This is a genomic window from Streptomyces sp. NPDC051320, assembly GCF_040682175.1.
In the GTDB taxonomy this organism is placed as follows: Bacteria; Actinomycetota; Actinomycetes; order Streptomycetales; family Streptomycetaceae; genus Streptomyces.
This window is the reverse complement of record NZ_JBFBAL010000003.1, coordinates 306193-331325: the sequence shown is the minus strand read 5'-3', so window position 1 is coordinate 331325 and position 25133 is coordinate 306193. Positions and strand designations below refer to the sequence as shown.

At 68.8% G+C, this 25133-nt stretch carries 20 protein-coding genes; 12 read left to right on the top strand and 8 right to left on the bottom strand.

Annotation, left to right across the window (positions count from 1 at the left end; genetic code table 11):
• The first annotated feature begins 1 nt into the window (after position 1).
• Positions 2–835, top strand: coding sequence for an alpha/beta hydrolase (locus AB0M87_RS09145; RefSeq protein WP_365851263.1), 834 nt, complete (start codon positions 2–4; stop codon positions 833–835).
• 59 nt (positions 836–894) lie between these two features.
• Positions 895–1818, top strand: a complete 924-nt coding sequence (locus AB0M87_RS09140; RefSeq protein WP_365851262.1) for an acetamidase/formamidase family protein — start codon at positions 895–897, stop codon at positions 1816–1818.
• Positions 1819–1954: 136 nt separating this feature from the next.
• Here the strand turns inward: AB0M87_RS09140 and AB0M87_RS09135 are convergent, their stop codons facing one another.
• The gene (locus tag AB0M87_RS09135) at positions 1955–3631 is read right to left on the bottom strand and encodes a rhamnogalacturonan lyase B N-terminal domain-containing protein (protein WP_365851261.1); all 1677 of its coding nucleotides are present in this window, start codon (positions 3629–3631) and stop codon (positions 1955–1957) included.
• A gap of 167 nt (positions 3632–3798) precedes the next feature.
• Between AB0M87_RS09135 and AB0M87_RS09130 the strand changes: the two genes are divergently transcribed.
• Complete coding sequence (locus tag AB0M87_RS09130) at positions 3799–4854, top strand: rhamnogalacturonan acetylesterase (protein WP_365851260.1); 1056 nt, start codon at positions 3799–3801, stop codon at positions 4852–4854.
• Positions 4855–4951: 97 nt separating this feature from the next.
• Here the strand turns inward: AB0M87_RS09130 and AB0M87_RS09125 are convergent, their stop codons facing one another.
• On the bottom strand, positions 4952–8623 hold the full coding sequence (locus AB0M87_RS09125) for a LamG-like jellyroll fold domain-containing protein (protein ID WP_365851259.1): 3672 nt from the start codon (positions 8621–8623) through the stop codon (positions 4952–4954).
• 479 nt (positions 8624–9102) lie between these two features.
• Between AB0M87_RS09125 and AB0M87_RS09120 the strand changes: the two genes are divergently transcribed.
• The 6 genes from AB0M87_RS09120 (at position 9103) to AB0M87_RS09095 (ending at position 17066) form a co-directional block, all read left to right on the top strand.
• The gene (locus AB0M87_RS09120; RefSeq protein WP_365851258.1) at positions 9103–10131 is read left to right on the top strand and encodes a LacI family DNA-binding transcriptional regulator; all 1029 of its coding nucleotides are present in this window, start codon (positions 9103–9105) and stop codon (positions 10129–10131) included.
• A 130-nt stretch (positions 10132–10261) separates the two neighbouring features.
• The gene (locus AB0M87_RS09115) at positions 10262–11503 is read left to right on the top strand and encodes an extracellular solute-binding protein (RefSeq protein WP_365851257.1); all 1242 of its coding nucleotides are present in this window, start codon (positions 10262–10264) and stop codon (positions 11501–11503) included.
• Between the two features lie 21 nt (positions 11504–11524).
• Entirely contained in the window at positions 11525–12508 is a 984-nt protein-coding gene (locus AB0M87_RS09110; RefSeq protein ID WP_365851256.1) for a sugar ABC transporter permease, read from the top strand.
• A complete protein-coding gene (locus tag AB0M87_RS09105) occupies positions 12505–13329 on the top strand; it encodes a carbohydrate ABC transporter permease (RefSeq protein WP_365851255.1) in 825 nt (274 codons plus the stop codon). The genes AB0M87_RS09110 and AB0M87_RS09105 overlap by 4 nt, the downstream gene beginning before the upstream one ends.
• A gap of 79 nt (positions 13330–13408) precedes the next feature.
• Positions 13409–15145: a trehalase family glycosidase gene (locus AB0M87_RS09100; RefSeq protein ID WP_365851253.1), complete on the top strand. Its 1737-nt coding sequence runs from the start codon at positions 13409–13411 to the stop codon at positions 15143–15145.
• 67 nt (positions 15146–15212) lie between these two features.
• Positions 15213–17066 (top strand): RICIN domain-containing protein, encoded by a 1854-nt coding sequence (locus tag AB0M87_RS09095; RefSeq protein ID WP_365851252.1) that lies wholly within the window; start codon positions 15213–15215, stop codon positions 17064–17066.
• A 358-nt stretch (positions 17067–17424) separates the two neighbouring features.
• Here AB0M87_RS09095 and AB0M87_RS09090 read toward each other — a convergent pair whose 3' ends face one another.
• Complete coding sequence (locus tag AB0M87_RS09090) at positions 17425–17775, bottom strand: hypothetical protein (RefSeq protein WP_365851251.1); 351 nt, start codon at positions 17773–17775, stop codon at positions 17425–17427.
• Between AB0M87_RS09090 and AB0M87_RS09085 the strand changes: the two genes are divergently transcribed.
• Both AB0M87_RS09085 and AB0M87_RS09080 read left to right on the top strand, forming a co-directional pair.
• On the top strand, positions 17709–18914 hold the full coding sequence (locus AB0M87_RS09085) for a cupin domain-containing protein (protein ID WP_365851250.1): 1206 nt from the start codon (positions 17709–17711) through the stop codon (positions 18912–18914). The two genes, AB0M87_RS09090 and AB0M87_RS09085, sit on opposite strands and share 67 nt — an antisense overlap.
• Before the next feature lie 10 nt (positions 18915–18924).
• Positions 18925–19821 (top strand): sucrase ferredoxin, encoded by an 897-nt coding sequence (locus AB0M87_RS09080; RefSeq protein WP_365851249.1) that lies wholly within the window; start codon positions 18925–18927, stop codon positions 19819–19821.
• Between the two features lie 13 nt (positions 19822–19834).
• Here the strand turns inward: AB0M87_RS09080 and AB0M87_RS09075 are convergent, their stop codons facing one another.
• The 4 genes from AB0M87_RS09075 to AB0M87_RS09060 form a co-directional block, all read right to left on the bottom strand.
• Complete coding sequence (locus tag AB0M87_RS09075; RefSeq protein WP_365851248.1) at positions 19835–20839, bottom strand: HEAT repeat domain-containing protein; 1005 nt, start codon at positions 20837–20839, stop codon at positions 19835–19837.
• Between the two features lie 6 nt (positions 20840–20845).
• Positions 20846–21514: a HEAT repeat domain-containing protein gene (locus AB0M87_RS09070; RefSeq protein WP_365851247.1), complete on the bottom strand. Its 669-nt coding sequence runs from the start codon at positions 21512–21514 to the stop codon at positions 20846–20848.
• Positions 21515–22170: 656 nt separating this feature from the next.
• On the bottom strand, positions 22171–22626 hold the full coding sequence (locus AB0M87_RS09065; RefSeq protein ID WP_365851246.1) for a hypothetical protein: 456 nt from the start codon (positions 22624–22626) through the stop codon (positions 22171–22173).
• Positions 22623–23102: a hypothetical protein gene (locus tag AB0M87_RS09060; RefSeq protein WP_365851245.1), complete on the bottom strand. Its 480-nt coding sequence runs from the start codon at positions 23100–23102 to the stop codon at positions 22623–22625. The genes AB0M87_RS09065 and AB0M87_RS09060 overlap by 4 nt, the downstream gene beginning before the upstream one ends.
• A 63-nt stretch (positions 23103–23165) precedes the next feature.
• Here AB0M87_RS09060 and AB0M87_RS09055 point away from each other — a divergent pair, with 63 nt between their 5' ends.
• Positions 23166–24119 (top strand): YafY family protein, encoded by a 954-nt coding sequence (locus AB0M87_RS09055; RefSeq protein ID WP_365851244.1) that lies wholly within the window; start codon positions 23166–23168, stop codon positions 24117–24119.
• Positions 24120–24283: 164 nt separating this feature from the next.
• Here AB0M87_RS09055 and AB0M87_RS09050 read toward each other — a convergent pair whose 3' ends face one another.
• A complete protein-coding gene (locus AB0M87_RS09050) occupies positions 24284–25120 on the bottom strand; it encodes a lysozyme (protein WP_365851243.1) in 837 nt (278 codons plus the stop codon).
• Positions 25121–25133 lie beyond the last annotated feature (13 nt).

Genomic DNA, 25133 nt, shown 5'->3' with positions numbered 1-25133 from the left:
CATGCCCGAGATCGAGCTCACCGCAGGCACCGTCAGCTACCAGGACACCGGGGGATCCGGCCCCGTGGTGGTCCTGCTCCACGGACTCGTCCACGACGCCACCGTCTGGCGCGCGGTGATCGCGGACCTGCGGTCCGACCACCGGGTGCTCGCCCCGAACCTGCCGTACGGTTCGCACCGCACGCCCATGCGCCCCGACGTGCCGCTGACCCCGGACTCGGTGGCGGAGCTCATCGCCGAGTTCCTCGACCGTCTCGAACTGACCGGCGTGACCCTCGTCGAGAGCGACTGCGGCCGCGCGCAGTCCGTCGCCGCGCGCCATCCGGAACGCCTCGCCCGACTCGTCCTCATCTCCTGCGAGGCCTTCGACAACTACCCGCCGGGCGTCCCGGGCAAGCTCATCGGGGTGGCCTGCCGGGTGCCCGGCGGAATCACCTTCCTGGCTCGCACGCTCGCGCTCAAACCGCTCCGCCGACTCCCGGTGGGTGTCGGCGCGCTCACCAAGCGGCCGGTGCAGGATGAGATCGTGGACGGCTGGCTGCGTCCGCTGCTCACCGACCCGGCGATCCGGGCCGACTTCCGCCGCTACACGCTGGGCGTGCGCAAATCCGAGCTGCTCGAAGCAGCGGATGGACTAAGAAAGTTCGACAAGCCGGCCCTGGTGGTATGGGCGACCGAGGACCGCATGATGCCACGGGCGCACGGCCGCAGACTGGCCGAACTCCTGCCACAGGGCAGGCTGGTGGAGATCGATGACAGCCGCACACTGATCGCCGAGGACCAGCCGCAACAGCTCACCACCACACTGCGGGAGTTCATCGCTGACACGGCCTGAAGCAGCCCGCACCCGGACCCGTACCCGCACCGCACTCGCCCCGGAGGAACCACCCTTCCATGTCTGAATTCAGCGTCCACAGCGACCGGATACATCACACATGGGACCGTGCCACCACCCCTGTCGCCACCCTTGTTCCGGGCGCCGAAGGGGTCCTGGAATTGCAGGACGCGAGCGGTGGACAGCTCCGACCGGGTTCGTCCGCCGCCGAACTGACCAAGCTCGACTTCGGCCGCCTCAACCCGGTGACCGGCCCGCTGTATGTGGAGGGGGCGGAGCCCGGTGACGCACTCGTCGTCGACATCCTCGACATACGGGTGGAGGAGTGGGGCTGGACGGCCTGCCTGCCGGGGTTCGGGCTGCTCGCCGACGACTACCCCGACCCTTACCTGCGTATCTCCCGCATCGCCGGGGGTTATGCCGAACTACTGCCGGGGCTGAGCATTCCCGTCGTACCGATGGTCGGCACGATCGGCGTGGCCCCGCCCGAGCCGGGACCGCACTCGGTCATCCCACCCCGACGCTGGGGCGGCAATATGGACATCCGGCACATCGGCCCCGGCGCCCGGCTGATCCTGCCGGTCGGTGTACAGGGCGCGCTGCTGTCCGCCGGTGACGCACACGCGGCGATGGGCGACGGGGAGGTCTGCGGCACCGGTATCGAGACCGCGGCGACCGTGCGGCTCCGGGTGGACGTACGGAAGGGAGCGGCCCCGCGCACCCCCGTCATCGAGACCGACGCGATGACCGCCCGGGCCGGCGCGGCGCTGGCGACCACTGGTATCGGCCCCGACCTGATGGCGGCGGCGAAGGACGCCGTCCGCGCACTGATCGAGGAGATCACCGCCCGCACCGGGCTGACCCCGGAGGATGCGTATCTGCTGGCGAGCGTGGCCGCGGATCTCAAGATCTCCGAGGTGGTGGATGCCCCCAACTGGGTCGTCTCCGCGCATCTGGAGCGCGCCCTGCTCGACGCGGCCTGAGCCGGACCCACTCGCGCGACCGGTCGGGGCCATCGTTCCCGGATACCACCGCCGACTCCGCCGCCTGATCAGGTACACCAGCAACGCAGGAACCAACCAGCGCTCTGCTCACTGGACATGACGCGCCATCGGCTGGTCAGGCGAGGAGATCCAGCGCGTCGATGGACGTCCCGGCGCTGAGGTAGGCGGTCGTCCCCGAGCCGCTCACCACGTCGATCTTCAACACGTTGTACTGTCCGGTGTCCGTGAGCCACGCCGCGGCCGGAACGCTGTAGGTGAACGTGTGGTTGTTGCCCCGGTACGAACCGACGGTCAGTGAACGGGTGCTCGGCTGGCTGGGTGGCGAGGGGATGGCCGAGACCCAGTCGTTCACCGTGACGCGCGGCCGACCGTTCGCATAGGCCGTCGTCACGCCGATGCGCAGGGTGTGCGCGGCGGCGGCCTGGGCGGCGCTGAGCTTGAAGTAGACCAGCAGGCCGCTGTTGACGTCCTTCCAGATGTACGCCGGGAACGCCGAGGTCTCGCTGCCGCTGCCGATCACCACGTTGCCTTTCCAGGCGGCGGCCCGGGCATCGGACGGGTGCGCGTACGTCATCAGAGCCGCGTTCTTGAAGCCGCTCGGCGTGCCGTCCCAGTCGCCGATCCGCCAGATCGCCTTCCCGTTGCTCGGGTCGTTCGACGACGGCACGGTGATCGTGTTGAGGGTGGTCGTGCCGCCCGCCGCCACGGTCGCCGAGGTGGTGTGGACGGCGAGTTCGCCCTTGAAGACGGTCAGGGTGTACGTCCCCGGCAGGACGCCCCCGATCGAGAAGTAGCCGTCCGAGGACCCGGCCGAACCCCAATACTGCGCCGCCGAGTTGGCGAGCCCGACCGTGTAGGCATAGGCGGTGTCGCGGCCCGAGATGCCGACGCCCGCGACCCTGCCGCGACCGCCGGCGGCTACATAACCGGAGATGCCGAGCGAGTCCGCCCACGGCGTGGCGAGGTTCCCGTGGTACAGCGACGACGAGGGCGCGCCGCCGTCCGTGAAGGCGATGACGTACGGGCCCTGGAGCCCGAACCGCTGGGCCTCCGTCTGGTTCTCGCCGTAGTAGAGGATCTCGTACAGGCCGCCGCCGTCCGCGCTCTGGTGCCGAAGCAGGGAGCGGTAGAAGGGGCCGCCGGAGGCCTTCTCGTGGTTGCTGCGCACCATCCACAGGCCGACGTTGCCGGCGCTCCAGCCGATGTAGTCGTAGTCGGCGACGCGGTGCTTCGAGTAGTGCTTGGAACGGGTCTGGCCGTCCGACTTGGCGAACACGTCGGCGGATTCGATGGTGGTCGGCGCGTAGGTGTAGGAATCGGGCTCGTCGTTGAGGAACTTGCCCGCCTTGACGCGCACGATGTAACGGGTCGCGCTGACCGAGGTGTCGGCCTTGTTGGTCCACAGATAGACGTTGTTCTCGCCGCTGCGGGCCGCGTAGTAGTGCTTGAGCGTGCCGTGCGCGACGCTGACCAGGATCGTCGAACCGGACTGCTTGATCGTCACGGTCGAAGTCCCGAGCCCCGACTCGATGTGCGAGTTCTTGCCGCCGTAACCCTGGTACTCAGTGCCCCGGTAGAGGAGTGAGGTGAGGTCGCCATTGGTTTTGCTGACCTTGAGGATCAGGTTCGCGCCGGTGTTGATGACGTAGTTCGAGCCGTCGTCCGTGTAGCCGAAGCTCGCGGCGCTCGCCGTGGAGGCGGACGCACCGGCGAGGGCGACCGAGCCGGCCGCGGCCGCACTGCCGAGCACGAAGGTGCGGCGTCGGACCGGTCCGGGAGCGGATCCGGACATGGGGGTACCTCCTTGGGGAGGGTGTGGGGGTGCGAGTGCCTGGCAGACTGGCAGACTGAATCGTTTTTGGGAAAGGGCTTTCACCGAATTCGAAGGGTCTACTAGAAAGCGCTTGCTGGCAGCAGTACAGTCCAGCCGTTAGGTTTTCCGCCGTGCGGAGGAGCGTAATGAGACGTTTCATGATTCCTGTACTCGGGGCACTGACCGCAGCCACCGTGCTGTCGGTCGCGCCGGCGCGGGCGCAGTCCCACTACAGCGGGCGACATGCTCTGGGCCCGGAGAACTGCACGGCAACGGCCTGCCACTTCGACGTCCCACCCGGCACGTACGACGTGCGCGTGCTGCTCGGCGGGAATGCGGCGTCCCGTACGAGCATCAGTGGCGAGACACGCCGCTCGCTGCTGCCGGAGACGGCGACGGAGGCCGGTCGCTCGGTGGCCCGCAGCTTCACGGTGAACGTCCGCACCCCGGAGGGCGAGCCGACCGGCCCCGAGGGCACGCCGGGCCTCGACCTCACCCTCGGCGGCTCGGCCCCCGCGCTCGCCGACATCCGGGTGACGCCGGCCCGCCCGCATACCCGGCAGATCTTCCTGGTCGGTGACTCCACGGTCTGCGACCAGCCGGGCGCTCCGTACTCGGGGTGGGGCCAGCAACTGCCGCAGTACCTCCGCAGCGGACTGTCGGTCGCCAACTATGCGGACTCCGGCGAGAGTACGGTCAGCTACCTCGCCAACCCGGCGCTCTTCCCGACCGTCCAGCCGCTCGTCCGGCGGCACGACCTGGTGCTGATCCAGCTTGCTCACAACGACAAGACGACCGACGAGGTGACGTATCGCGCGAACCTGGAAAAGCTCGTCGCGGGCGTCCGCGCACAGGGCGGCGAACCCGTCCTGGTCACCCCCATCGTCCGCCGCTGGTTCAACGCGGACGGCACCCTGAACAACGACATCGCGCTGCTGGTGAACGGCCTGGGGGTGGACCAGCCGGCCGTCATCCGCTCCGTCGCCGCCGCCGAGCGCGTCCCCCTCATCGACCTCACGGCCCGGACGAAGACGCTCGTCGAGTCCCTCGGCGTCGAGGGATCCAAGGCGGTCTATCTCTACAACGAGGAGCGGGACAACACCCACACCTCGGTGCACGGCGCGACGGTGTACGCCGGCCTGGTCCGCGACGAACTCGTCGCCCGCCATCTGGTACCCGAGGGCCTGGTGAGGCAGGACTGAACTCCTGGGGCGTCCCGACCGGAACCGGGGCGCCCCAGGTGCTGGTCGCAGGGCGTGCTGCTGCCCGCCCTACGTGCACGTCACGTCCAGCCGGTGGTCAGCGCCTCATCGCCACCTCCCGCGCGTACGGCGCGACGGTGATCCGGTCGATCAGCGGCGCGTAGCGGGAGCGGAGCAGCACCCCGGGGAAGGTGTCCGAGGCGTAGGTGGTGCCGTCGAAGTTCGGCAGTTCCTCGGAACGGAAGGCGATCGTGTTCTGCCCCTTCTTGAGGCGCGCCGGGACGGTCAGTTCCCAGAAATTGTTCTGATGGAAGGTGTGCGGGAAGCTGACGCGTCGCAGGTCGCCGCCGTTGACGGTGATGTCGGCGTGGCGGGCGAGCGGGTCCGGGTTGTAGTGGGTGGCTTCGGACTGCTCGGGGTTGGAGTAGCGGATGCGCAGCGCGTACATGCCGGTCCGGTCGGCGGCGACGGTGAACGTCGCGGTGTTGCCGTTGCCCGGGTCACCGCCGATGCCGGTGATCGCCGTTCCGTCGGTGGCCAGGGAGAGCGGGGCGAGTGTGGCCGAGCCCGCGAGCTGGGCGTCCTGCGCCTCGTAGGTACGCGCCGGCAGTGCGCCCTCGGTGGGCGTGACCCTGAGGCGGTCGACGAGGGTGGCAGACGAACCTCCGGTCAGCGTCACCTTGTTGACGCCGCCCGAAAGCGAGACCGCCACGCTGTTCCTTCTCTTGGCCAGGCGCAGGACGTCATGGCCGTTGACGGACAGTCGGGCGCCCGTCCCACCGAGGGTGTCAACCGTGAGGGTGGCCTCGCGGTCGGCGGGGGAGTAGACCCAGAAAGTGGCGGTCTGGCCCTTGGCGAGCCGGGCCGCGCCCGAGCCGGTGGCCGGTGCGGCGTCGTGCTTCGGCAGTTGGTACACGGGCTGTGCCCCGCCGTCCAGCCAGGCCAGTTCTCCCTCGTACACCTGGGTGGCGGCCGAAGCCTCGGGGAGGGACAGGGTGAGGCGGTCGACTATGGCGTCGCCCCGGGTGGTTCGCTTGCCGTCGGCGCTCTGCGCGGCGAGTGTCAGGGTGTGCTTGCCCTTGGTGAGGTGGACCCTGGTGTCGGTGTGGTCCCAGACCGCCCACTTGTAGCCCAGCGGAAGGTAGAGCTGTTGCTCACCGTCCGCCTTGCCGTCCACGCGCAGGAACACATTGGTGGGGCCCTGGTCCTTCACCTTGTCGAAGGTGTTGAGGGAGTTGGCGAAGACGCTCAGGTCGTACGTGCCGTCCTGCGGTACGTCCACGGTGAAGCCGAGCGTGACGTCCGAGCCGGTGCGCAGGCCGCCCACGTCGTAGCCGCCGGAGGTGTAGAACTTCGACACGTCGCTCGTCGAGCCCTCCGGGCCGTTCTTGGAGTAACCGGAACCGGTGTGGGCGGCGTCCTCCGCCTCGTACGACGCCTGCCAGCGCACGGGCGGGGTCTGCGTGCCGGCCGCCTCACCGGCCGGGCTGAGGACGATCTCGTACGCCGATGACTCCTTCAGCTTCGGCAGCGCGCCGTCACCGAAGTCGACAACTACCTTGCCGTCGTCACCGACCTTCAGGTTCTGCTCCGACAGCAGCTTCGGGTCGGCGGAGTCGCCCACCTGCCCGGTCCACTCGATCTCCCTCACCCAGGCGTGCACGTCGTCCCCGAAGAGCTTCTTGGGGACGTTGTCGAAGGTGATGTGGCCCTTGCCGGTGGAGCCGCCGAAGATCAGCCGGGCCTGCCGCTTGTCCTTGTCGAGCGTGCCGACGCCCTGCATGGTGTAGTTCTCGCCCGGGAACGGCGGGGTCACGTTGACCGTGTGCCCGGTCATCGAGGCGTACGAGTGCAGCAGCCACCACTGGCCGTTCCCGCGGTTGGACTGCACCGCGGAGTCGGAGAGGTTGCCGTCGATGTTCCAGTAGGCGATGTCGGCGTCCACCTTGGACTCCTCGATCGCGGACACCCACTGGATCATCTGGCCGGGGACCGAGGTGTGGTAGTTGAAGGCGTACTCGTTGATGTTGATCGGGAGTTGGGTGCCGACCCTGTCGGTGCCCTTGAACAACTCCTTCTCCCACGCCCGGTACTTGGCGACACTGGTTCGCACCGCCTCCGGGTGGCTCAGCTCGTGCCAGGTGATGACGTCGGGGAGGGTGCCGGCGGCCAGGGCGTGCGTGAGGAAGCCCTTCACCTGGTCGTAGAGGACGCTGGTGTTGGGGCCGGCGATGCGCGCGCTGGGCATCTTTCCCTTGATGAGCTTGTAGGCGGCGTCCCAGGCGGCGAAGTAGTCGTCAGGGTCGTCGAGCCAGCTGACCTTGTCGTAGCTCCACTCGCCGGTACCGAACATGTTGCCCTCGGGCTCGTTGAACGGCACGAAGACGATGTTGTCCTGGTACTCCTTCGGCAGCTGGAGGACCTGGTCGACCTGCTTGGCGATCTTCTCGTCGTAGAGCTTGATCTTTTCGTCGGGGGTGTCGCCCGGCCACTCGTACGGGAAGCCGCGGTGGATGTCGGTCATGTAGATGTAGACGTCACCGTCGGTGGAGTCGGCCAGCGGCTTGACCACGTCCAGCGCGTCGGCCCCCGGGTGCTGCGGGCCGTCCTGCGCCTTGGTGGAGACCGTGCGCAGGCCCATGCCCTGGATGAGGTTGTTGGTGGGGACGTCCGGCCCGTACACGCCGTACAGGGTGCCGGAAGCGCCCCCGTGGAACGGGCCGGTGTCCGAGCCGAGGTCGACGGTGAGCTCGCCCTCGCGGACCACGGTGACGGCTGCCCGCACGGCGCGTCCGGCTGCCGTTCCCGCCACCGTGAAGGTCCCCGGCCGGGCGTACTTCTCGGACGGTACGGCGTCCCAGGTGATCGGCGTGTCGCGGTCGTAGCCGTCCGAGAAGGAGGAACGGACGGGGGCCGGGAGGGAGGGCGCGGTCCCGGTCGTCGTTCGGGCCTCGAAGGACGTCTTCGAGAGTTCCTGCACGGTCGGCACGGTCCCGGCCATACCGGCCACCTGCTCGGCGCTGAGCGCCGAGTGCCACACCGTGAAGTCGTCTATCGCGCCCTTGAGCAGCGGGTCGGGGTAGAGGGACTTGCCGATGTAACCGGCGGCTGTGGCCGAACCGTCCAGCAGGTCACGCGCCGTGATGGTGGTCGCCGCGGAGGAGACCGCCACGCCGTCGAGGTAGGTGGTGAGACGGTCGGCGGAGGTGTCGAGAGTGACGGTGACGGTCCGCCACTCATCCGCGGGAAGCATCGCGTAGCCGCGGACCTGCGTCTCCGCGCCCCCTCCGCCGGTGGTCACGGAGGTCTGCAGCAGCCCGCTGTTGTTGTACGGGGTGGCGAAGAGGTACTTGGTGGTGTTGGTGCCCAGATCGAAGATCCGCTGCCAGGGCGCCTTGTCGCCGCTCCACTTCACCCGGGCGGAGACCGTCAAGTCGGTTGCGTCGCCGACCACTTCGCGGGGCAGCCGGACATACGCGCCGGCGGAGGTGGGCACACCGCCGGGCAGGGCGAGCGCCTTGCCTCCGTCCGTGCCTGCGACGGTCTGGGCGGTCGAGCCGTTCATCAGGCTCGCCGTCAGGCCGTTGCCGGAGCTGTCGGTGATCTTTCCGGAGGCCAGGTCGTCCTGATCGAAGGTGTAGCGGGCGGTGGGCTGGGGCGGGTCGGTCGCTTGGGCAGGGGCGGCCGGCGCGGCCAGCAGGCCCGCGCCGAGGGCCAGCGCCACGGCGGCCGGGGCCCGGCGCCGGGCGGGACTGTCAGCGGATGGCATGGATTGCGTCCTCAATCTTGAGTGACGGGCTCGGGTCGGCCCCCTCAGCCGGCTGCTCGTCGCGTGCCGTTGGCCAGTGAGGAAAGCCTGAGGGGCCGCATGGTGAACCGGTTCGATTGCTGCGCGGGCAACGTCGTGTCGAGACGGCATTGAAGAAGTCCCGGGCTCGGCGGAGTGCGTCGACCGGGCTCACGATGGGAAGGATCACTTCGTCGAACCGGTTCGCAGGAAGCTAGCACCGCCGAAATCCCCGCAGCAATACCTGGGAAGCGAGGAGATGGGTGGGTCGCCAGGATGGCCGGCGCCATGACGAGAAGTGTTGGCCCAGGTGTTGACAGACATCCGCGTTGTTCCTACCTTCACTTCACGCGAACCGGTTCGATGACCGGCCGCCGCTCTTCTCCTCACCCCGCATCCACACGACCGGTGGCCTGCTTCCACCAAGGCAGCATCGAACCGGTTCGAGCAAGGAGTTCCCCGTGAACATCGGTGAGATCGCCCGGCGGGCCGGTGTCTCGCGGAGCACCGTGTCCTACGCGCTGAGCGGCAAGCGCCCCGTGTCGGACGACACCCGCCGGAAGATCCAGCAGGTCATCGACGAGCTGGGGTACCGGCCCAACGCGAGCGCGCGTGCCCTGGCGAACGGCCGGACCAGCACGATCGGCCTGGTGTTTCCGCCGGCCGGCAACCATTACACCGGGATGCAGCTGGACTTCATCGGCAGTGTGGTGGAGGCCGCCGCGGCGCACGATTACGACGTGCTGCTGTCACCGAGCGGCGTGGACAGCGACCGGTCCTTCCAGCGGCTGCTGGGGGAGCGGCGGGTCGACGGCGCGATCCTGATGGAGATCAGGCTGGAGGACGACCGGGTCGAACACCTGGCCGCGCTCGACTTCCCCGCCGTCACCATCGGCCGCACCGCCCGTCCGGAGGGCGACTGGTGGGTCAGCCTCGACCACACCGCGCTGGTGGAGGCGTGCGTCCACCACCTCGCGGACCTCGGCCACCGCACGGTCGCCTTCGTCAACAGGCCGGAGCAACTCCTGCGGGCCGGTTACGAGTCCGCGCACCGGGGACTGGACGGGTTCACCAAGGCCGCCGCCGAGCGCGGGCTGACCGTGCGGACGTACTGCTGCGAGGACGATGCCGCCTCCGGCCAGGCCTGCCTGGAAAAGATCCTGTGCGACGACTCGGCCACCACTGCCCTGGTCACGCTGAACGAGGCTGCCCTGGGGGGTCTCTATCGGGGGCTCGCGCAGGCGGGCCGACATGTGCCGCGCGACTTCTCCGTCACCGGAGTCGTAGCGAGCCGCTGGGCGGAGACGGTGACTCCGCAGCTCACCGCGGCGGAGGTACCGGCGGAGGAGATGGGCCGTCACGCCATCGACCTGCTCGTCGAGCGGCTCGACCATCCCGATGCCTCACCCCGGCACCACCTGCTCACGCCGCCGATCTCGTTGCGGGCCAGCACCGGACCCGCCACCGGCACATCGTCCGCCTGGACCTGACCGCCTCCCAGCCCCGCTGTCCCTCTTCCCCGGGTACACCCGACAGGCGATCGTCTCCTTCGCTCGGTGCGCCCGCCTCCATCCTGTCGTCCCTCCCATGGCACCCCCTGTCAAAAACGAAGGAACCACCATGCACTGCTCCTCCAGACGGCGTCTTGCCGCAGTGGCCCTGTCGGCCGTCGTCTCCCTCGTCGGCACCGCCTGTTCCTCATCCTCGGCCGGTACCGACGCCAAGGGCACCGGCAGCGGCACGTACACCATCTGGGACCCGTACCCGCAGTTCGCTGGGGGCTCGGCCTGGACGAAGCTGCTGGACCAGTGCGGCACCGAGGCCGGCGTGAAGATCAAGCGGACCGGCTTCGACACCAGCGACCTGGGCAACAAGACGTTGCTGGCGGCTCAGCAGGGCAACTCACCGGACGTCCTCATCGTCGACAACCCGGTGGTGTCGACCCTGGCTGAGGCGGGAGTGCTCACCACGACCGATGACAACAAGCTGGACACCTCGAAGATGGACCCGAACCTGCTTGCGGCCGGCCAGTCGGGCGGGAAGACGTACGGCACGCCGGTCGGGGCCAACACCCTCGCCCTCTACTACAACAAGAAGGTGCTGAAGGAGGCGGGGGTCGACATCGCCTCGGTCAAGGACTGGACGTCGCTGACGGCGGCCCTGGGCAAGGTCAAGAAGGCCGGCAAGAAGGGCATCACGTTCTCCGCGATCGGCACGGAGGAGGGCAGTTTCCAGTTCCTGCCGTGGTTCTGGGGCGCGGGTGCCAAGCTGACGGCACTCGACTCCACCCAGGCCGTGTCCGCCCTGTCGCTGTGGAAGGACTGGCTGAAGAAGGGCTACGCCCCCAACTCGGTGCTCAACAACACCCAGACGACCAGCTGGCAGGAGTTCGCGAGCGGCGACTACGCGTTCAGCGAGAACGGCACCTGGCAGCTCGCGAACGCCGGCAAGGCGGGCTTCGACTACGGCGTCCTTCCCATCCCCGGCGCCTCGGGAGGTCACGCTGCCGCCCCGACGGGCGGCGAGTTCGTCACCATCCCGGTCCAGGACGACACCGCCCGCTACGCCACTTCCCAGAAGCTGGCGACCTGCCTCACCAGCGACCAGAACCTGTACAACACCGACACCACCCTGTCCTACGTGGCTCCGACCGGCGAGGTCCAGGACAAGCAGGTGGCGGCGAACGGCCAGCTGAAGCCCTGGGTCGACGCGGTGAAGGCCGCCAAGGGACGCACCAGTAACAACCTGGGCACCAAGTACCCCAAGATCTCCGAGCAGCTGTGGAAGGCCGTCCAGTCCGCCCTCAGCGGATCCACGTCGCCCCAGGACGCGCTGGCCGCGGCTCAGTCCGCCGCCAAGTAGCCAGGAACCCTGGGACCACAGATGAACCACATGACACAGCTGCCGGACCGCCGGTCCGTTCGCGGCGGGGGCGGGGCGGCCCACGCCGGTCCGCCCCCGGCCCGCACCGGAAAGCGGCGCCGGCCCACCTCCCCGCAGTGGGCCGCCTGGGGATTCCTCACCCCGGTGACCCTCTATCTCGCCCTCTTCTACGCCTATCCCCTCTACCGCAATATCGACCTCAGCCTGCGCAATTACACCGTTCGTTCGTTCGTCCAGGGCAACGCGCCTTTCACGGGCCTGAAGAACTACCGGGCCGTTCTCGATGACCCGACCTTCTCCCCGGCCCTGCTCCACACCGTGGTCTTCACCGCCGTGTGCCTGGTCTTCCAGTACGCGATCGGCCTGGCGCTCGCGGTCTTCTTCAACCAGAACTTCCGGCTGTCGGCGACCCTGCGGGCCCTGTTCCTGGTGCCGTGGCTGCTGCCGCTGATCGTGTCGGCCTCCACGTGGTCGTGGATGCTCAACAGTGAATCGGGCATCGTCAACACCGCCCTGCACGCCATCGGCATCGGCCCGGTGAACTGGCTGACCTCGCCGTCCTGGTCGCTGACCTCGGTGATCATCGCGAACATCTGGATCGGCGTCCCGTTCAACCTGGTCGTGCTCCACAGCGGTCTGCAGTCCATCCCGGCGAGCCTGTACGAGGCGGCGGCCCTCGACGGGGCGAACGCCTGGCATCGCTTCCGGCGGATCACGTTCCCGCTGCTGCGCCCGGTATCCGCGATCACGCTGCTGCTGGGGCTGGTCTACACGCTGAAGGTCTTCGACATCATCTGGATCATGACCAAGGGCGGCCCGGCGGGTTCGTCCACCACCTTCGCCACCTGGTCCTACCAGCTCGGCTTCGGCAACCTGCTGCCCGCCTTCGGCCCGGGCGCGGTCGTCGGGAACCTGCTGGTCGTCGCCGCCCTGGTCTTCGGCCTTGTCTACCTCCGAGTCCAGCGAAAGCAGGCGCTGTCATGAACCGAAGCACCAGCCGTACGTGGTGGAAGACGGCCGCCGGTCTCCTGCTGACCGGGGCCATGCTCTTCCCGGTCTACTGGATGCTCAACGTGTCCTTCACCCGCGATCAGGACATGCGCAAGAGCCCGCCGGACCTGCTGCCGATCCACGGCACCCTGGCCGGCTACCGCAGTGTCCTCGACGAGCAGTTGCCCTTCCTCGGCACCAGCCTGGTCGTCGCCCTGGGCACGGTCGTCCTGACCGTGGTCCTGGCCGCGCCCGCCGGATATGCGCTGGCCAAGCTGCGCCCGCGCGGCGGCGGCCTGCTGAGCTTCGTGCTGCTGGCCGCACAGATGATCCCCGGCATCATCATGGCGATGGGCTTCTACGCCATCTACCTCAGCCTCGGCCTTCTCCACTCAGTGCCCGGCCTCATCGTCGCCGACTCCACGCTTGCCGTTCCCTTCGCGGTGCTCATCTTCACCGCGTTCATGTCCGGTATCCCGGGCGAACTGCTCCAGGCCGCGCAGATGGACGGTGCCGGGCCGTTGCTCACCTTCCGGTCGATCGTCCTGCCGATGAGCCGTAACGCCGTCGTCACGGTGTCCCTGTTCGCCTTCCTGTGGTCCTGGTCCGACTTCGTCTTCGCCAACACCCTCGTCAACGGCGGCGCACACGAGCCGATCACCCTCGGCATCTACCACTACATCGGCAACAACAACCAGGAGTGGAACGCCATCATGGCCACCGCTGTCGTGGCCTCGCTGCCGACCGCGGTCATCCTCGTTCTCGCCCAGCGTTACGTCGCCGCCGGTGTCGCAGCGGGCGCCGTCAAGGACTGAGTGCTTCCACCCCGTCACGACTGAGCCGACTGCCGGTCAGCCGGCCGATGTCCCCTGCTCGAGAAACGAGTCACCCTTCATGACCGCCGCCCGATCCGGACCAGCCTTCTCCGTTCACGACATCCCTTTCAGCACGCACGGATCCTGGTTCGGCATCTCGCCCGTGGTGGCGGAGAAGACGTACGCCGATGACCTCCACCTCGTCTCGCACCAGAACGGCATGCACGCCGTGCTGCGCCTGGTCCCCCTGGACACGGCGACGGGCGACCGCGCCGAGACCCGCGTCGAGGCCACACCGGGCCTGCTCAGCTGGATCAGCGAGGGCGGGCAGGTCGATCTCGCCTACGAGTCGGCGGACACCGTACGTCTGCGGGGGAGCGGCCTGGGTATGAGCGTCTCCGCCGCCGCGCAGGCGCTGACCCCGTTCAGCGGAACGTACTTCTTCCACGACCCGGCAACGGACGCGCATGTCTTCACGTCGTACGAGACCGGACGCCGTTACCGGGTCACCGTCGTGTCCGGCACCGTCGCCGACACGGCCGGAGCCCAGGCCCTGGGCAGCACTGACCGCGGCCTCGTGGTGACCGGAGAGGCGGGCGGCGCCTGGGAGATCGCGATCGAGGAACTCGACACCGCGCGCCCCCCGTACACGGCCTCGGCGGCCTTCGACGCGATCGTAGAGGCCGTACAGAGCTCCTTCGCGGACTTCGTGGACAGGGTCGCCCCCTGGCGCTCGTCCGCCACGCCGGCCGCGGAACTCGCCGCCTACGTCGTCTGGTCGGCCACCGTCCGCCCGGCCGGCCTGGTCACTCGGCCTGCCGTACTGATGTCCAAGCACTGGATGGACAAGGTCTGGAGCTGGGACCACTGCTTCAACGCCCTTGCCCTGGCGTCCGGATGCCCCGAACTGGCCTGGGACCAGTTCGCCCTGCCCTTCGACCACCAGGACGACAGCGGTGCCCTGCCGGACTCCGTCACCCACTCCGAGGTCCTCTACAACTTCGTCAAACCACCGATCCACGGCTGGGCCTTCGGCCACCTGCGCCGCCGGCTGCGGACGCCGCTCAGCCGCGCGGAACTGACCGAGGCGTACGAGCGGTTGGAGCGATGGACGGACTTCTGGCTCACCGCACGCCGCGCTCCCGGGGCCGCCCTCGCCCATTACCAGCACGGCAACGACAGCGGGTGGGACAACGCCACCACCTTCGACCCCGAGCGGGTGGTCGTCACCGCCGATCTGACTGCCTTCCTCGTCCTCCAGATGCATGAACTCGCCGACCTGGCACGGCAGTTGTTGAAAGCCGACGAGGTGCGCCGATGGACGCGAGCAGCCGAGGAGCTTCAGGCCACGCTGCTTGGACAGCTCTGGACCGGCGACAGGTTCGTCGCCCGGTCAGTCGTCACCGGGGACACCTGGAGCAGCTCCAGCCTCCTCGATCTGGTGCCCATCGTGCTGGGCGAACATCTGCCCGCCGATGTCAGCAGCGCACTGGCCGACCACATCAAGGCGCACCTGACTCCGTACGGACTCGCCACCGAACTGGCCGCCTCACCGCACTACCTCGCCGACGGCTACTGGCGCGGCCCGATCTGGGCCCCCGCAACCATCCTCATCGAGGACGGTTTGCGCCGCGCAGGCCACCACCGGCTGGCGGACGACCTCAGCGCCCGTTTTCGTGCCCTGTGCGAGACGCACGGCTTCGCCGAGAACTTCGACGCCCTCACCGGAACGGGCCTGCGCGACCGCGCCTATACCTGGACCGCCAGCAGCTACCTCCTCCTCGCCGAAGCCCACGCACACCGAAACGGCCACTGACCAGCCGTATCCCACAGACCCGGGCCATCCTGGCGCCGGTCCGCCCCCTCCCCCCAGGAGCCGCACCATGAAATCCCTTGGGAAGCTTTCCGGACCCGCAACCCGAACCAGACGCCGAACAGTCTCATCCGTCGCAGTCCTCCTCGCCGCCCTGGCCACGACCCTGCTGCCCGCGACCTCGTCGCAGGCCGCGGACACCAGTGTCACTGTCAACTTCGCCACCGCCGGAGGCGCCCCCACCTACCACGCCTCCGGCATGATCTACGGGATGACGCCGGGCGGTTCGCTGCCGCAGGACCACTTCTTCAAGGACATCAAGTGGCACTTCATGCGGGCCGGCGGCGCCCAGCTGAACAGCGGCGGCTACGCCACCAGCCTCGCGGACTACCAGACCCGCTGGAACTCCACCCTCGCCCAGTACAAGCGCACCGCCGCCCTCGGCGGGACCTTCGTCCTGCTGCCGCACGACCTGTGGGGCGCCGACGGCACCACCAGCCAGGCCTTCCCCGGTGACAACGGCGACTGGACGCAGTTCGACAAGTTCCTCGACCAGCTCATAGGCGACGTCAAGGCCAACAACATGACGGTCGAGTGGGACCTGTGGAACGAGCCGGACGGCAAGGGCTTCTGGGCGCCGTCCGAGGCCCAGTACCTGCAGATGTGGTCCCGTTTCTACGCCCGGGTCCGGGCCGCGTTCCCGAACCAGCTGATCGTGGGGCCGAGCATCGCGGGCAAGCCGGACTCGTCCAACACCTGGTGGACCACGTACCTGAACTACGTGAAGGCCAATAATGTCGCCCCCGACATCTACAGCTGGCACGACGAACCCGGTGACCCGGTCACCGACGTCGGCCGCGCCAACTCCACCCTCGCCGCGGCGGGCCTGACCAACACCCGCGCGTACCAGATCAACGAGTACGCCACCCTGTCCATGCAGTCCCCGGGCGGCGGCGCCTGGTTCATCGGCCGCCTGGAGCGGGCCGGTGCCGACGGTCTGCGCGGCAACTGGGCCTCCGGCACCCACCTGCACGACGACGAGGCGAACCTGCTCACCAAGAACAGCGCCGGCCAGTACCTGCCGCTGGGCGAGTGGCTCATGTACCGCTACTACGGCTCGCAGACCGGCAACATCGTCAGCTTCAGCGCCGGCACGGGCACCGACGGACTCGCCACGAAGGACAACACCGCCAAAAACGCCAAGATCCTGCTCGGCAGCAGCGGCAACACCGGCAACGTCACCGTCAACCTCACCGGCCTCAACACCACTTCCGTGGTGCAGAACAGCCGGGTCCGCGCCGTCGTCCAGCGCATCCCCTACAACAACGGTGCAGCCGTGACCGGACCGACGACCATCTACGACACCACCCTGACGGTCGGCAACAACGCCGCCTCCCTCAGCGTCCCGTTCAGTAACGCAAAGGACGGCTACACCGTCACCCTCCTCCCGCCGTCCAACGCCACGATCTCGACGGTCGCTGTCAGCGAGAACAGCGGCCAGTGCCTGGACGACACCAACCTGAGCACCGCCAACAGCACCCAGTACCAGCAGTACTACTGCGAGGGCGGCTACCAGCAGACGCTTGACTTCAAGCCGGTCGCAGGCCGGACCAAAACCTATACCGTCGTCAACGAACTCAGTGGCAAGTGTCTCGACGTCGCCGGCGCCTCGACCGCCGAAGGCGCCGCCGTCCAGCAGTACACCTGCAACGGCCAGACCAACCAGATGTTCACCCTCAAGCCTGTCACCGCGCTGGGCAACAGCCAGGACTACCAACTGGTCGCCGTGCACAGCGGCAAGTGCGTCGACGTCAGCGACGTCTCCACCACGGCCGGCGCGAAGATCCACCAGTGGACCTGCGACCCCGGGAGCGCACTGGGCACCAAGAGGAACCAGATCTGGCGGCTGCAAGGCAAGGACTAACGGCCCACAGCTCCCGCGAGCCACCCATATGCCCGGCCGTCCGGCATCGCGCCGACGGCCGGGCGTGCTCGCCTGTCGTCCGCATCTGCGGGGGCGCTCGCGACCCGGGCGAAGCCGGTGGTTCGGACCTTGGATTGCCGAGTGACCTGCGAGGCTGCGGTGGGTCTCCCGCAAATTTGACCTCCAGCCCCCTGCTCCCAACGACAGGCCGGCAATGAACCCCACAGCCCGGGGTCCGCCGCTCGAATCGATGCTTTGAGCCCGGAGCGATACGGTGATTGTGGTCGGTGCCCACGAGGGATCGCCCTGTCTGACGATCAGGCGCCCATACGGGAGCCCGGCCCCAGCCGTTTGATTCTCAGGAGGAACTATGACCAATCCCGAGCATCCGAATGAGCAAGAGGGTCCTGCGGACGGTGGAGCGGCCGGTACGCCGGGCGTCCACGACGGTGGTGCCGACGGCGGCGCCGATGGCGGTGCGGAGGGTCCTGCGGACGGTGGAGCGGCCGGTACGCCCGGCGTCCACGACGGTGGGGCCGACGGCGGCGCTGACGGGGGTGCCGATGGTGGGGCCGACGGGGGTGCCGACGGCGGCGCTGATGGTGGCGCCGACGGGGGTGCCGGAGAGTCCGGCAGCCGCCTTTGAGCACCCCCGGGACCGAGCTTCGGGACGCCGGCGCCACAGCAGGCGCCGGGGTTCTGGAGACACGCCTGACCGGCCTGAGCCAGCAGGAATTCGCCCGTGACGTCTGGGCGCGGGCGCCGCTGCTCACACGCCGCGCCGGCGATTTCTCGGACCTGTTCTCGGCCGACGCCGTGGACGAACTGATCTCGCGTCGTGGACTGCGTACGCCCTTCCTCCGCGTTGCCAAGGACGGCTCCACACTTCCCGAGTCGTCATTCACCGCGCCCGCCGGTGTCGGCGCCACCATCTCCGACCAGCTCGACGACACCGCTCTGTGGCGCGGGTTCGCCGACGGCGCCACCCTCGTCCTGCAGGCTCTGCATCGCACGTGGGGGCCGGTCGGGGACCTCAGCGCCGGGCTGAGCACCGAGCTGGGACATCCGGTGCAGGCCAATGCCTACGTCACTCCGCCGCAGAACCGCGGATTCGACGCACACTACGATGTGCACGATGTCTTCGTCCTTCAGATCGAAGGCACCAAGCGATGGCTCGTCCACCCGCCCGTCCATCCCGACCCGCTGCGCGATCAGCCGTGGACCGATCACCGCTTCGCCGTCGCCGAGGCCGCGAAGGGCACGCCGTCCATCGACACCGTGCTCGAGCCCGGCGATGCCCTCTACCTGCCGCGGGGCTGGCTGCACACCGCCCGGGCGCAAGGCGAGGTCTCGATCCACCTGACGCTCGGAATCCACAGCTGGACCCGCTACGCGCTGGCCGAACAGCTCGCCCAGTCCGCACTCGCGCTGCTGCGCGATGATCCCCGGATGCGCAGCACCCTGCCCCTGGGCGTGGACGGACCGGCCGGCGAGATCGACCTCGTCCGTGAACGCCTCGTCGCCGCCGTCGCGGAGGCCGATTCCGCTCCGCTGTTCCACCGCACCCGGCGAGGCCAGGGACGCCCGGCGCCGTTGGGACCGCTGGCCCAGTTCAGGGCCGTGGACGGCCTCGGCCCTGAGTCGCCGGTGCGGCTCCGTGAGGCGCTGGAGGCGCGGTTGGAGGGCCCGCGCCTGACCACGCGCGTGGGCAGGCTCGACTTCCAGGAAAACGATCTGCCGTCGGTGTCCCGCCTGCTCGACGGTGCGGTCCGTACCGCCGGTGATCTGGGCGTCGAACTCGTCGAGAGAATGCTGCGCGCGGGCGTACTGGTGCCCGCCGAAAGGTGACCTCGCCGCGGTGACCGGGTCAGAACGCTTCCTGTGCGCCGATGCCGCCCGGATCCGCGGTGACTCAATGGTGGGCACAGCACCGCACGGCTTCGCCTGGGTCCTCATCGAGTACCGGGGCGGCTGGCCGGCCAACGGCTTCGAAGGCCTCGATCTCGAGCCTGAAACCAAAGCACTCGTGTTCTCCGCCGCCCGGGCGGCGCGGGCCCGAGTGCTCCTGGTCAGGCGGCACGGACGCCGCAGGTCCGAGGGCCCCAGGCACTGGGCCGTACTGCGCTACGAGAATTCCGGCGCCCACCGCCAGCAATGGGGCACGTGGAGCGGTGACGAGGACTTGGCGGAGATCGCCGGAGCGCTCGGAGCCCCCGGGGAACTCGGCTGTCCGCCCGTCGTCCTCGTCTGCGCACACGGTCAGCACGACACCTGCTGCGCGGTGCGCGGACGGCCCGTGGGACGTACGCTGAGCGAGCGCTGGCCGGAGCTGGTGTGGGAATGCACGCATGTGGGCGGCGACAGGTTCGCCGCCAACGTCGTCGTCGCGCCCGACGGCGTCTACTACGGCGGTCTCGACGCCAGGTCGTCCGTCACAGCGGTGGAAGAGCATCTGGCGGACCGTATTCACGCGGAGCACCTGCGCGGATACACCAACCTCTTCCCGCCGCAGCAGGCCGCAGTCGCCGCCGTGCTCGGGCGCTTCGGCCCGGCCGGCCGGCATGACTACGTCGTCACAGAGACGTCCCGCGACGACGACCAGTGGCGGATCCGCATCACCGGCCGCCCGCCTCACCCGACGGCTTTCGAGGTGGAGGTACGGGCCCACCGCACACCGCCATGTCAGCTGACCTGCCGCGGACCGGCGACCGGTTCGGCCGTCGACTACGAGGTCACTTCGATCCGCGCCGGCTGAGCGGTCATGACCTTTATCGGGCGTTGCGCAGCCCGAGAACGTATGTCGCAGTGAGCGCGACGGCACGGTCCTCGTCATGTGACAGATCCGCGAGGGCACGCGACGTCATGCTCCCCGGGATATCCGCGAGCGCCTGCGTCAGCCGTCGACGTGCGGACGAGGCAGCGGCGTCATGGGCGAGACAGTCAATGAGCCCGGTGGCGATCCCGTCCGCCAACGCGGGATCACTCGCCAGCGCGCTCAGTGCGTCGGCTGCGTCGACGTCGTTCACCTCCTCGACGACCATGTCGATAAGGGTCGGGACCGCGGCAGCTCCTCCACGTGCCCCGAGTGCCAGAGCCGCACACCTGCGGACCACGACGTCGGGGTTCGTGAGGGCGTCCCGCAGCAGCGCGGTCGCCGTACCGTCCGGCATCTCGGCGATGGACTGGACGGCACGTCTCCGCACCTCGGCCACGGGTGAGCCGAGGCCCTCCGCCAGCAGCTCCGATCCGCCATCACCCGACTGCGCCAGAGCCCATCGAAGGGCTCCGGCGACGTTGGGGTCCGTCTCGCTCAGCACTGCCTCGACCAGTGCTTCCACTGGCACCGGAACCTCTCCGACCGAGGAAAGGGCCGCGTGCTGGCGCCTCCCGGCGCTCTGCGACCCCAACGCCTGGAAGAGCGCAACGATCCGGAGGACGTCCTCCCAGCCGGCGGGTTCCGCCGCACCGATCCGACCCAGTCGTGTGAGCAGTTCCGTCTCCGCTGCGATGCGTTCGCGGGTTTGGCCGATGAGGTCAGCGACGAGCTCCGAGGGCGCGAAGCCGGGATCATCGAGCGCGCGCCCGACGTCACGCAGCGACAGCCCCAATGACCGCAGGCTCTCGATATGGAAGATCCGCCTGATGTCCTCGCCGGAGTACTCTCGATAACCCGCCTCGGTACGACCCGTTGGCCGCACCAGGCCGAGCGAGTCGTAATGTCTGAGCATCCGGGCGCTGACCCCGGACTGCCGTGCCACCTCACCGATCAACACTGCCTGTCACCTCTCCCCGCCGGTTCTCTCGAGGGCTACGATGCGCTTCGCCTCCTCGATCGCGAACTCGAATCCGGCATCGGGGTTGTCCAACAGCCGTTCGGTGGCGATCGCGTGCTGACGTACCCGAGGGTCGAGATCCGTCATCGCGGCGCGCAGATACGGCATGACCACCTCACCGAGAGCGATCAGCGCACGGCTGAGGCTCAGCTGCGTGGCACGCTCGCCGCGCCCGAGTTGTGTCGCCAACGCCCCGGCCAAATCGGGCTCTTCGCCTTCGTGCACGAGTACGACTGCTGCTCGCCAGGCGCTCCGCGCCACCTCGTCGTCGGCATCGGTCAGAAGCGCCCGTGTGATGGCCGGCCATGCCTGCCGATCCCCGATCTTCGACAGTGTGTGCAGCGCCTGGCTCCGTGCCTGCGCACGCTCCGAGCGGAGTTCGTCGATGAGCTTGGGGACCGTTATTGATGCCGAGTGGCGGGTGAGTGCCCAGGTGAGCATTTCACGCACGTGAAACGTGGGTTCGATCGTGCACCGCTCGATGAGCTTGTCGACGAACTGCGGGCCCGGGGACGTGCCGGCCGCCAGCGCTGCCTGCAGCCGCACCGACGAGCTGCTGTGCTCCAGCCCCCGGAGAGCCCGGGTCGTGTTCGTGTCCGCTGTGGGCATGGTCATCGGGATCACCTCCTCGACACAGGGAAAGCCTTGTCACCGTGTCAAGGTCAAGCGGCCTCACGCCGCGAGACGTCGACGACGTAGCGGACCTCCGGGCGGGCGTACAGGAGGACCGACGCGCGGTAGCCCGCGGTCGGTCGGGCGGCGCGTCGCGCGTGCCCGGCGGGCGTAGGTACGGCAGCGGGTTCGGCGGCGGTCCGGACGTCGGCGCCGGAGGAATTCCACTGCCAAGCGGGCAGGTACCTCGCGGCGCGGTCCGAGGGGGGACGGGCGTTCTGTATGCATCGCAACGCGAAGGGCTCCCATCGCGTCGACCATGCCTGCCGGGGCGGTGCGGTGACGTCGTTCGAGCCTGGCGTGCCGCGTCCGACGAAGGGCGTCCCGCCCGAGGTGGCGCTCGGCTTCGTGCACAAAGGTGTTCAGGAGCAGCCTTTCCAGGCCGTGCCGACATGCGCAGAAACGGCAAGTCAGGCCAGGTGGGCCGTGCCCGCCCGGCCCACCTGCTCGGCAACCCCTCCGTGCCGCGGTCGACCGGGCGCTGCTGCGCGAGGTTCGGCGGGTGATAGCCTCGCCATGGGCCACGAACCTGATCGGCCTTGCCCAGCCCGGTGTCGCTGGTGGACATGGCGTCCCTGGTGCCAGGAGCGCGTCTGGCCTCAGCCCCTGCGGGCGAAATCCATGATCCAGTTCGTCACCCAACTGCGTTCGCCGTCCACGGAGAAGGCCTGCTCCCAGCGAGCGGTCGTGTCGGTGATGTGCGACCACAGGAACCGCACCCGCACCGCCGTGCCCGCGTACGCGTCGTCGCCGTAGAACTCACCGACACCGTTCTCCCCGAACTGCCCCCGTACCGGCGGATCCAGTCGGCCGAAGTTGTTGTTGGACCAGTTGAGCGACCACTCCTTGGTGTTCTGGTCGAACAGACGCAGCGTCAGTCCCTTGAAGTCCCGCTCCTGGCAATCTATCTCGTCGATGTTCGCCGCCCCGTCGAACAGGCTCCAGCAGCGGCTTTTCCCGCCGAACTGCTCCCACCCGCTGTCCGAAACCAGGGAGTCGCGCAGCCTGCGGTTGGCCACGTCCCACTCCCCGAGAAGGAAGTCGAAGTCGTTCATGCGCGTCCTCCCGTGGTTTCCTCGGCCGGCGAATCGGCGAGGTAGGCGTCCAGATCCGGCTGCTCCGGCACGAGCATGTGCCTGACCCAGGCGTCGCGCTCGTGGGTGAGCGGCGGCAGTTCCCACACACAGCCGATCCACGGCCGGGGCTGCACGATGAAATGCGCCGGGTCCAGGTCAGGGCAGCCCCGTACCGGCCGGCCCGCCGCTGCACCGCGGAAGTCCAGCACGTTGTCCCAGACCCAGCTGTACGCGTTCAGGTAGGCGCCGGTGTCGCCGCCCCGGTGCAACGCCACGAAACCGGCCGACGGGGTACCGTCCGGTGCCGGCAGCAGCTCGGGCAGGACGGCGTAGGCCGCCTTCTCGATCTCGGGGGCGATACCCGTCGGATCGGCGCTGACGTGGTAGCGCTTGAAGCGACGCCCGCCCACCTCGATCGGTGGCGGAGTCCTCAGAATCTTCTCTTCGAAACCCATGCCCGCACGCTAGGGCCGATCTACTGACACCTCCTGTCAGTGAAGAACGAGAGAATCTTCTCCATGCGCGCCAGTCGACTCGTCTCGATCCTGCTACTGCTCCAGACCCGAGGCCGGATGACCGCCTCCGAGCTCGCCGACGAACTGGAGGTCTCGGTGCGGACCGTCTACCGGGATATGGACGCACTGCACGCGGCTGGTGTCCCGTTGTACGGGGACGCCGGGCACCGGGGCGGCTACCAACTGCTCGAGGGCTACCGCACCCGCCTCACCGGCCTCAGCTCGGAGGAAGCCGGGGCGCTGTTCCTGTCCGGTATCCCCGGACCGGCGGCGGAGCTCGGTCTCGGGTCGGTGCTGGCCGCGGCGCAACTGCGGGTGCGCGCCGCGCTGCCGCCCGCGCTGCGGGAGCAGGCCGGCCGGATCCAGGCGCGGTTCCACCTCGACGCGCCCGGCTGGTATGCGGAGGCGGACCCGGTTCCGTTCCTGTCCGCGGTCGCCGATGCCGTGTGGAACGGCCGCGTGCTGCAGCTGCGCTACCGGCGCTGGCAGGAGCCCACGGATGTGGAGCGGCGGCTGGAACCGTACGGGCTGGTTCTCAAGGCGGGGCGCTGGTACGTGGTCGCGGCTCCTGGCCCGCGCGTATACCGGGTGGACCAGATCCTCGAACTGGGGGTCCAGGAGGAGGAGTTCACCGTTCCTGAGGATTTCGACCTGCTCGGGTACTGGCAGGGCTACCAAGCGGAGTTCCACGCCTGGTTGCACTCCGCGGACGCTGTCGTCCGGGTGTCGCCCGACGGCGCGGCCCGTTTGACGGGCGCGGCGGCACGGTCACTGGACGCCTCCGGCGAAGTGCAGCCTGACGGCTGGACCCGCGCGGTCCTCCCGATCGAGTCCCTGGACCACACCTGCCGTGAATTCCTGGCTCTGGGCGCGGAGATCGAGGTCATCGAACCGGCGGCGCTGCGCGAGCGGATGGCCGAAACGGCTCGCGCCATCGCTGCGCTCAACGCCGGCTGAGGGAGGGAGTGCCGGCAGGCTGTCGCCCCTCGTGAGCAGGACGACGAGCCATGGCGCCCTGACCGAGCGCCCGTCCGACCCGTTCGCCACGCCGGTGGAACCATGTGATGATCTCGGGAATCCGCGTCATGGCCTTGGGCCTGCCGGGGCCTGAAGGACGCTGGTCAGCCGTTCGCGAGGGCTTTCACTCGGTCGAGATTCCCATTGAACCGGTCATGGTCACCGACGGTCGCTCCCGTGGAGGTGTACTGCCACAGGGTCTGGTACGTCCAGCCCGCGGGCAGGACCCCGACGGACGAACCGTAGTGCGGCACCCACAGCGGATTGGTCTTGCCGAACCCGGAGTTGTTCCCTGTGCAGGTCTTCCACCATTTGGTGGAGGTGTACAGGACGACGTCCCGGCCGGTCTTCGCCTTGTAGGTCCTGGAAAAGTCCCTGACCCAGTTGACCATGCCCTGGTGGCTCAGTCCGTAACAGGCGGCGCCGTAAGGGTTGTACTCCAAGTCCAGAGCGCCGGGCAGGGTCTTGCCATCCTTGGACCAGCGGCCGCCGTGGGCGAGGAAGTACTTGGCCTGGGTGGCGCCTTTGGATGTGTTGGGGGTGGCGAAATGGTAGGCGCCACGGATGATACCGGCTTTGTATGACCCGTTGTACTGCTGAGTGAACGACGTGTTCTTATAACTGGTGGACTCCGTCGCCTTGATGTAGGCAAACCGCACGCCGGACTTCCGCAGCGTGGACCATGCGACGTTGCCCTGATGACTGCTGACGTCGACGCCCTGGGTGCCCCGGGTGGCGGTGAGTGCGACGCCACTCTTGCTCGTGCCTTCGTGCCGGAGGATCTGGGAGCCGGCGAAGTCATCGCCGGGTCGAGAGGGCTCGGGGACGCCGGTGGCGGCGCCCGCGGTGCTGGACCACGCCAGAGCGAGTGCGGGAATGCCCACGGCCAGAGCGACCAGGACGTGCGACAGGTGGCGAGGTGCGCGGGCGGGTACAGACATGAGAAGCCTCCAA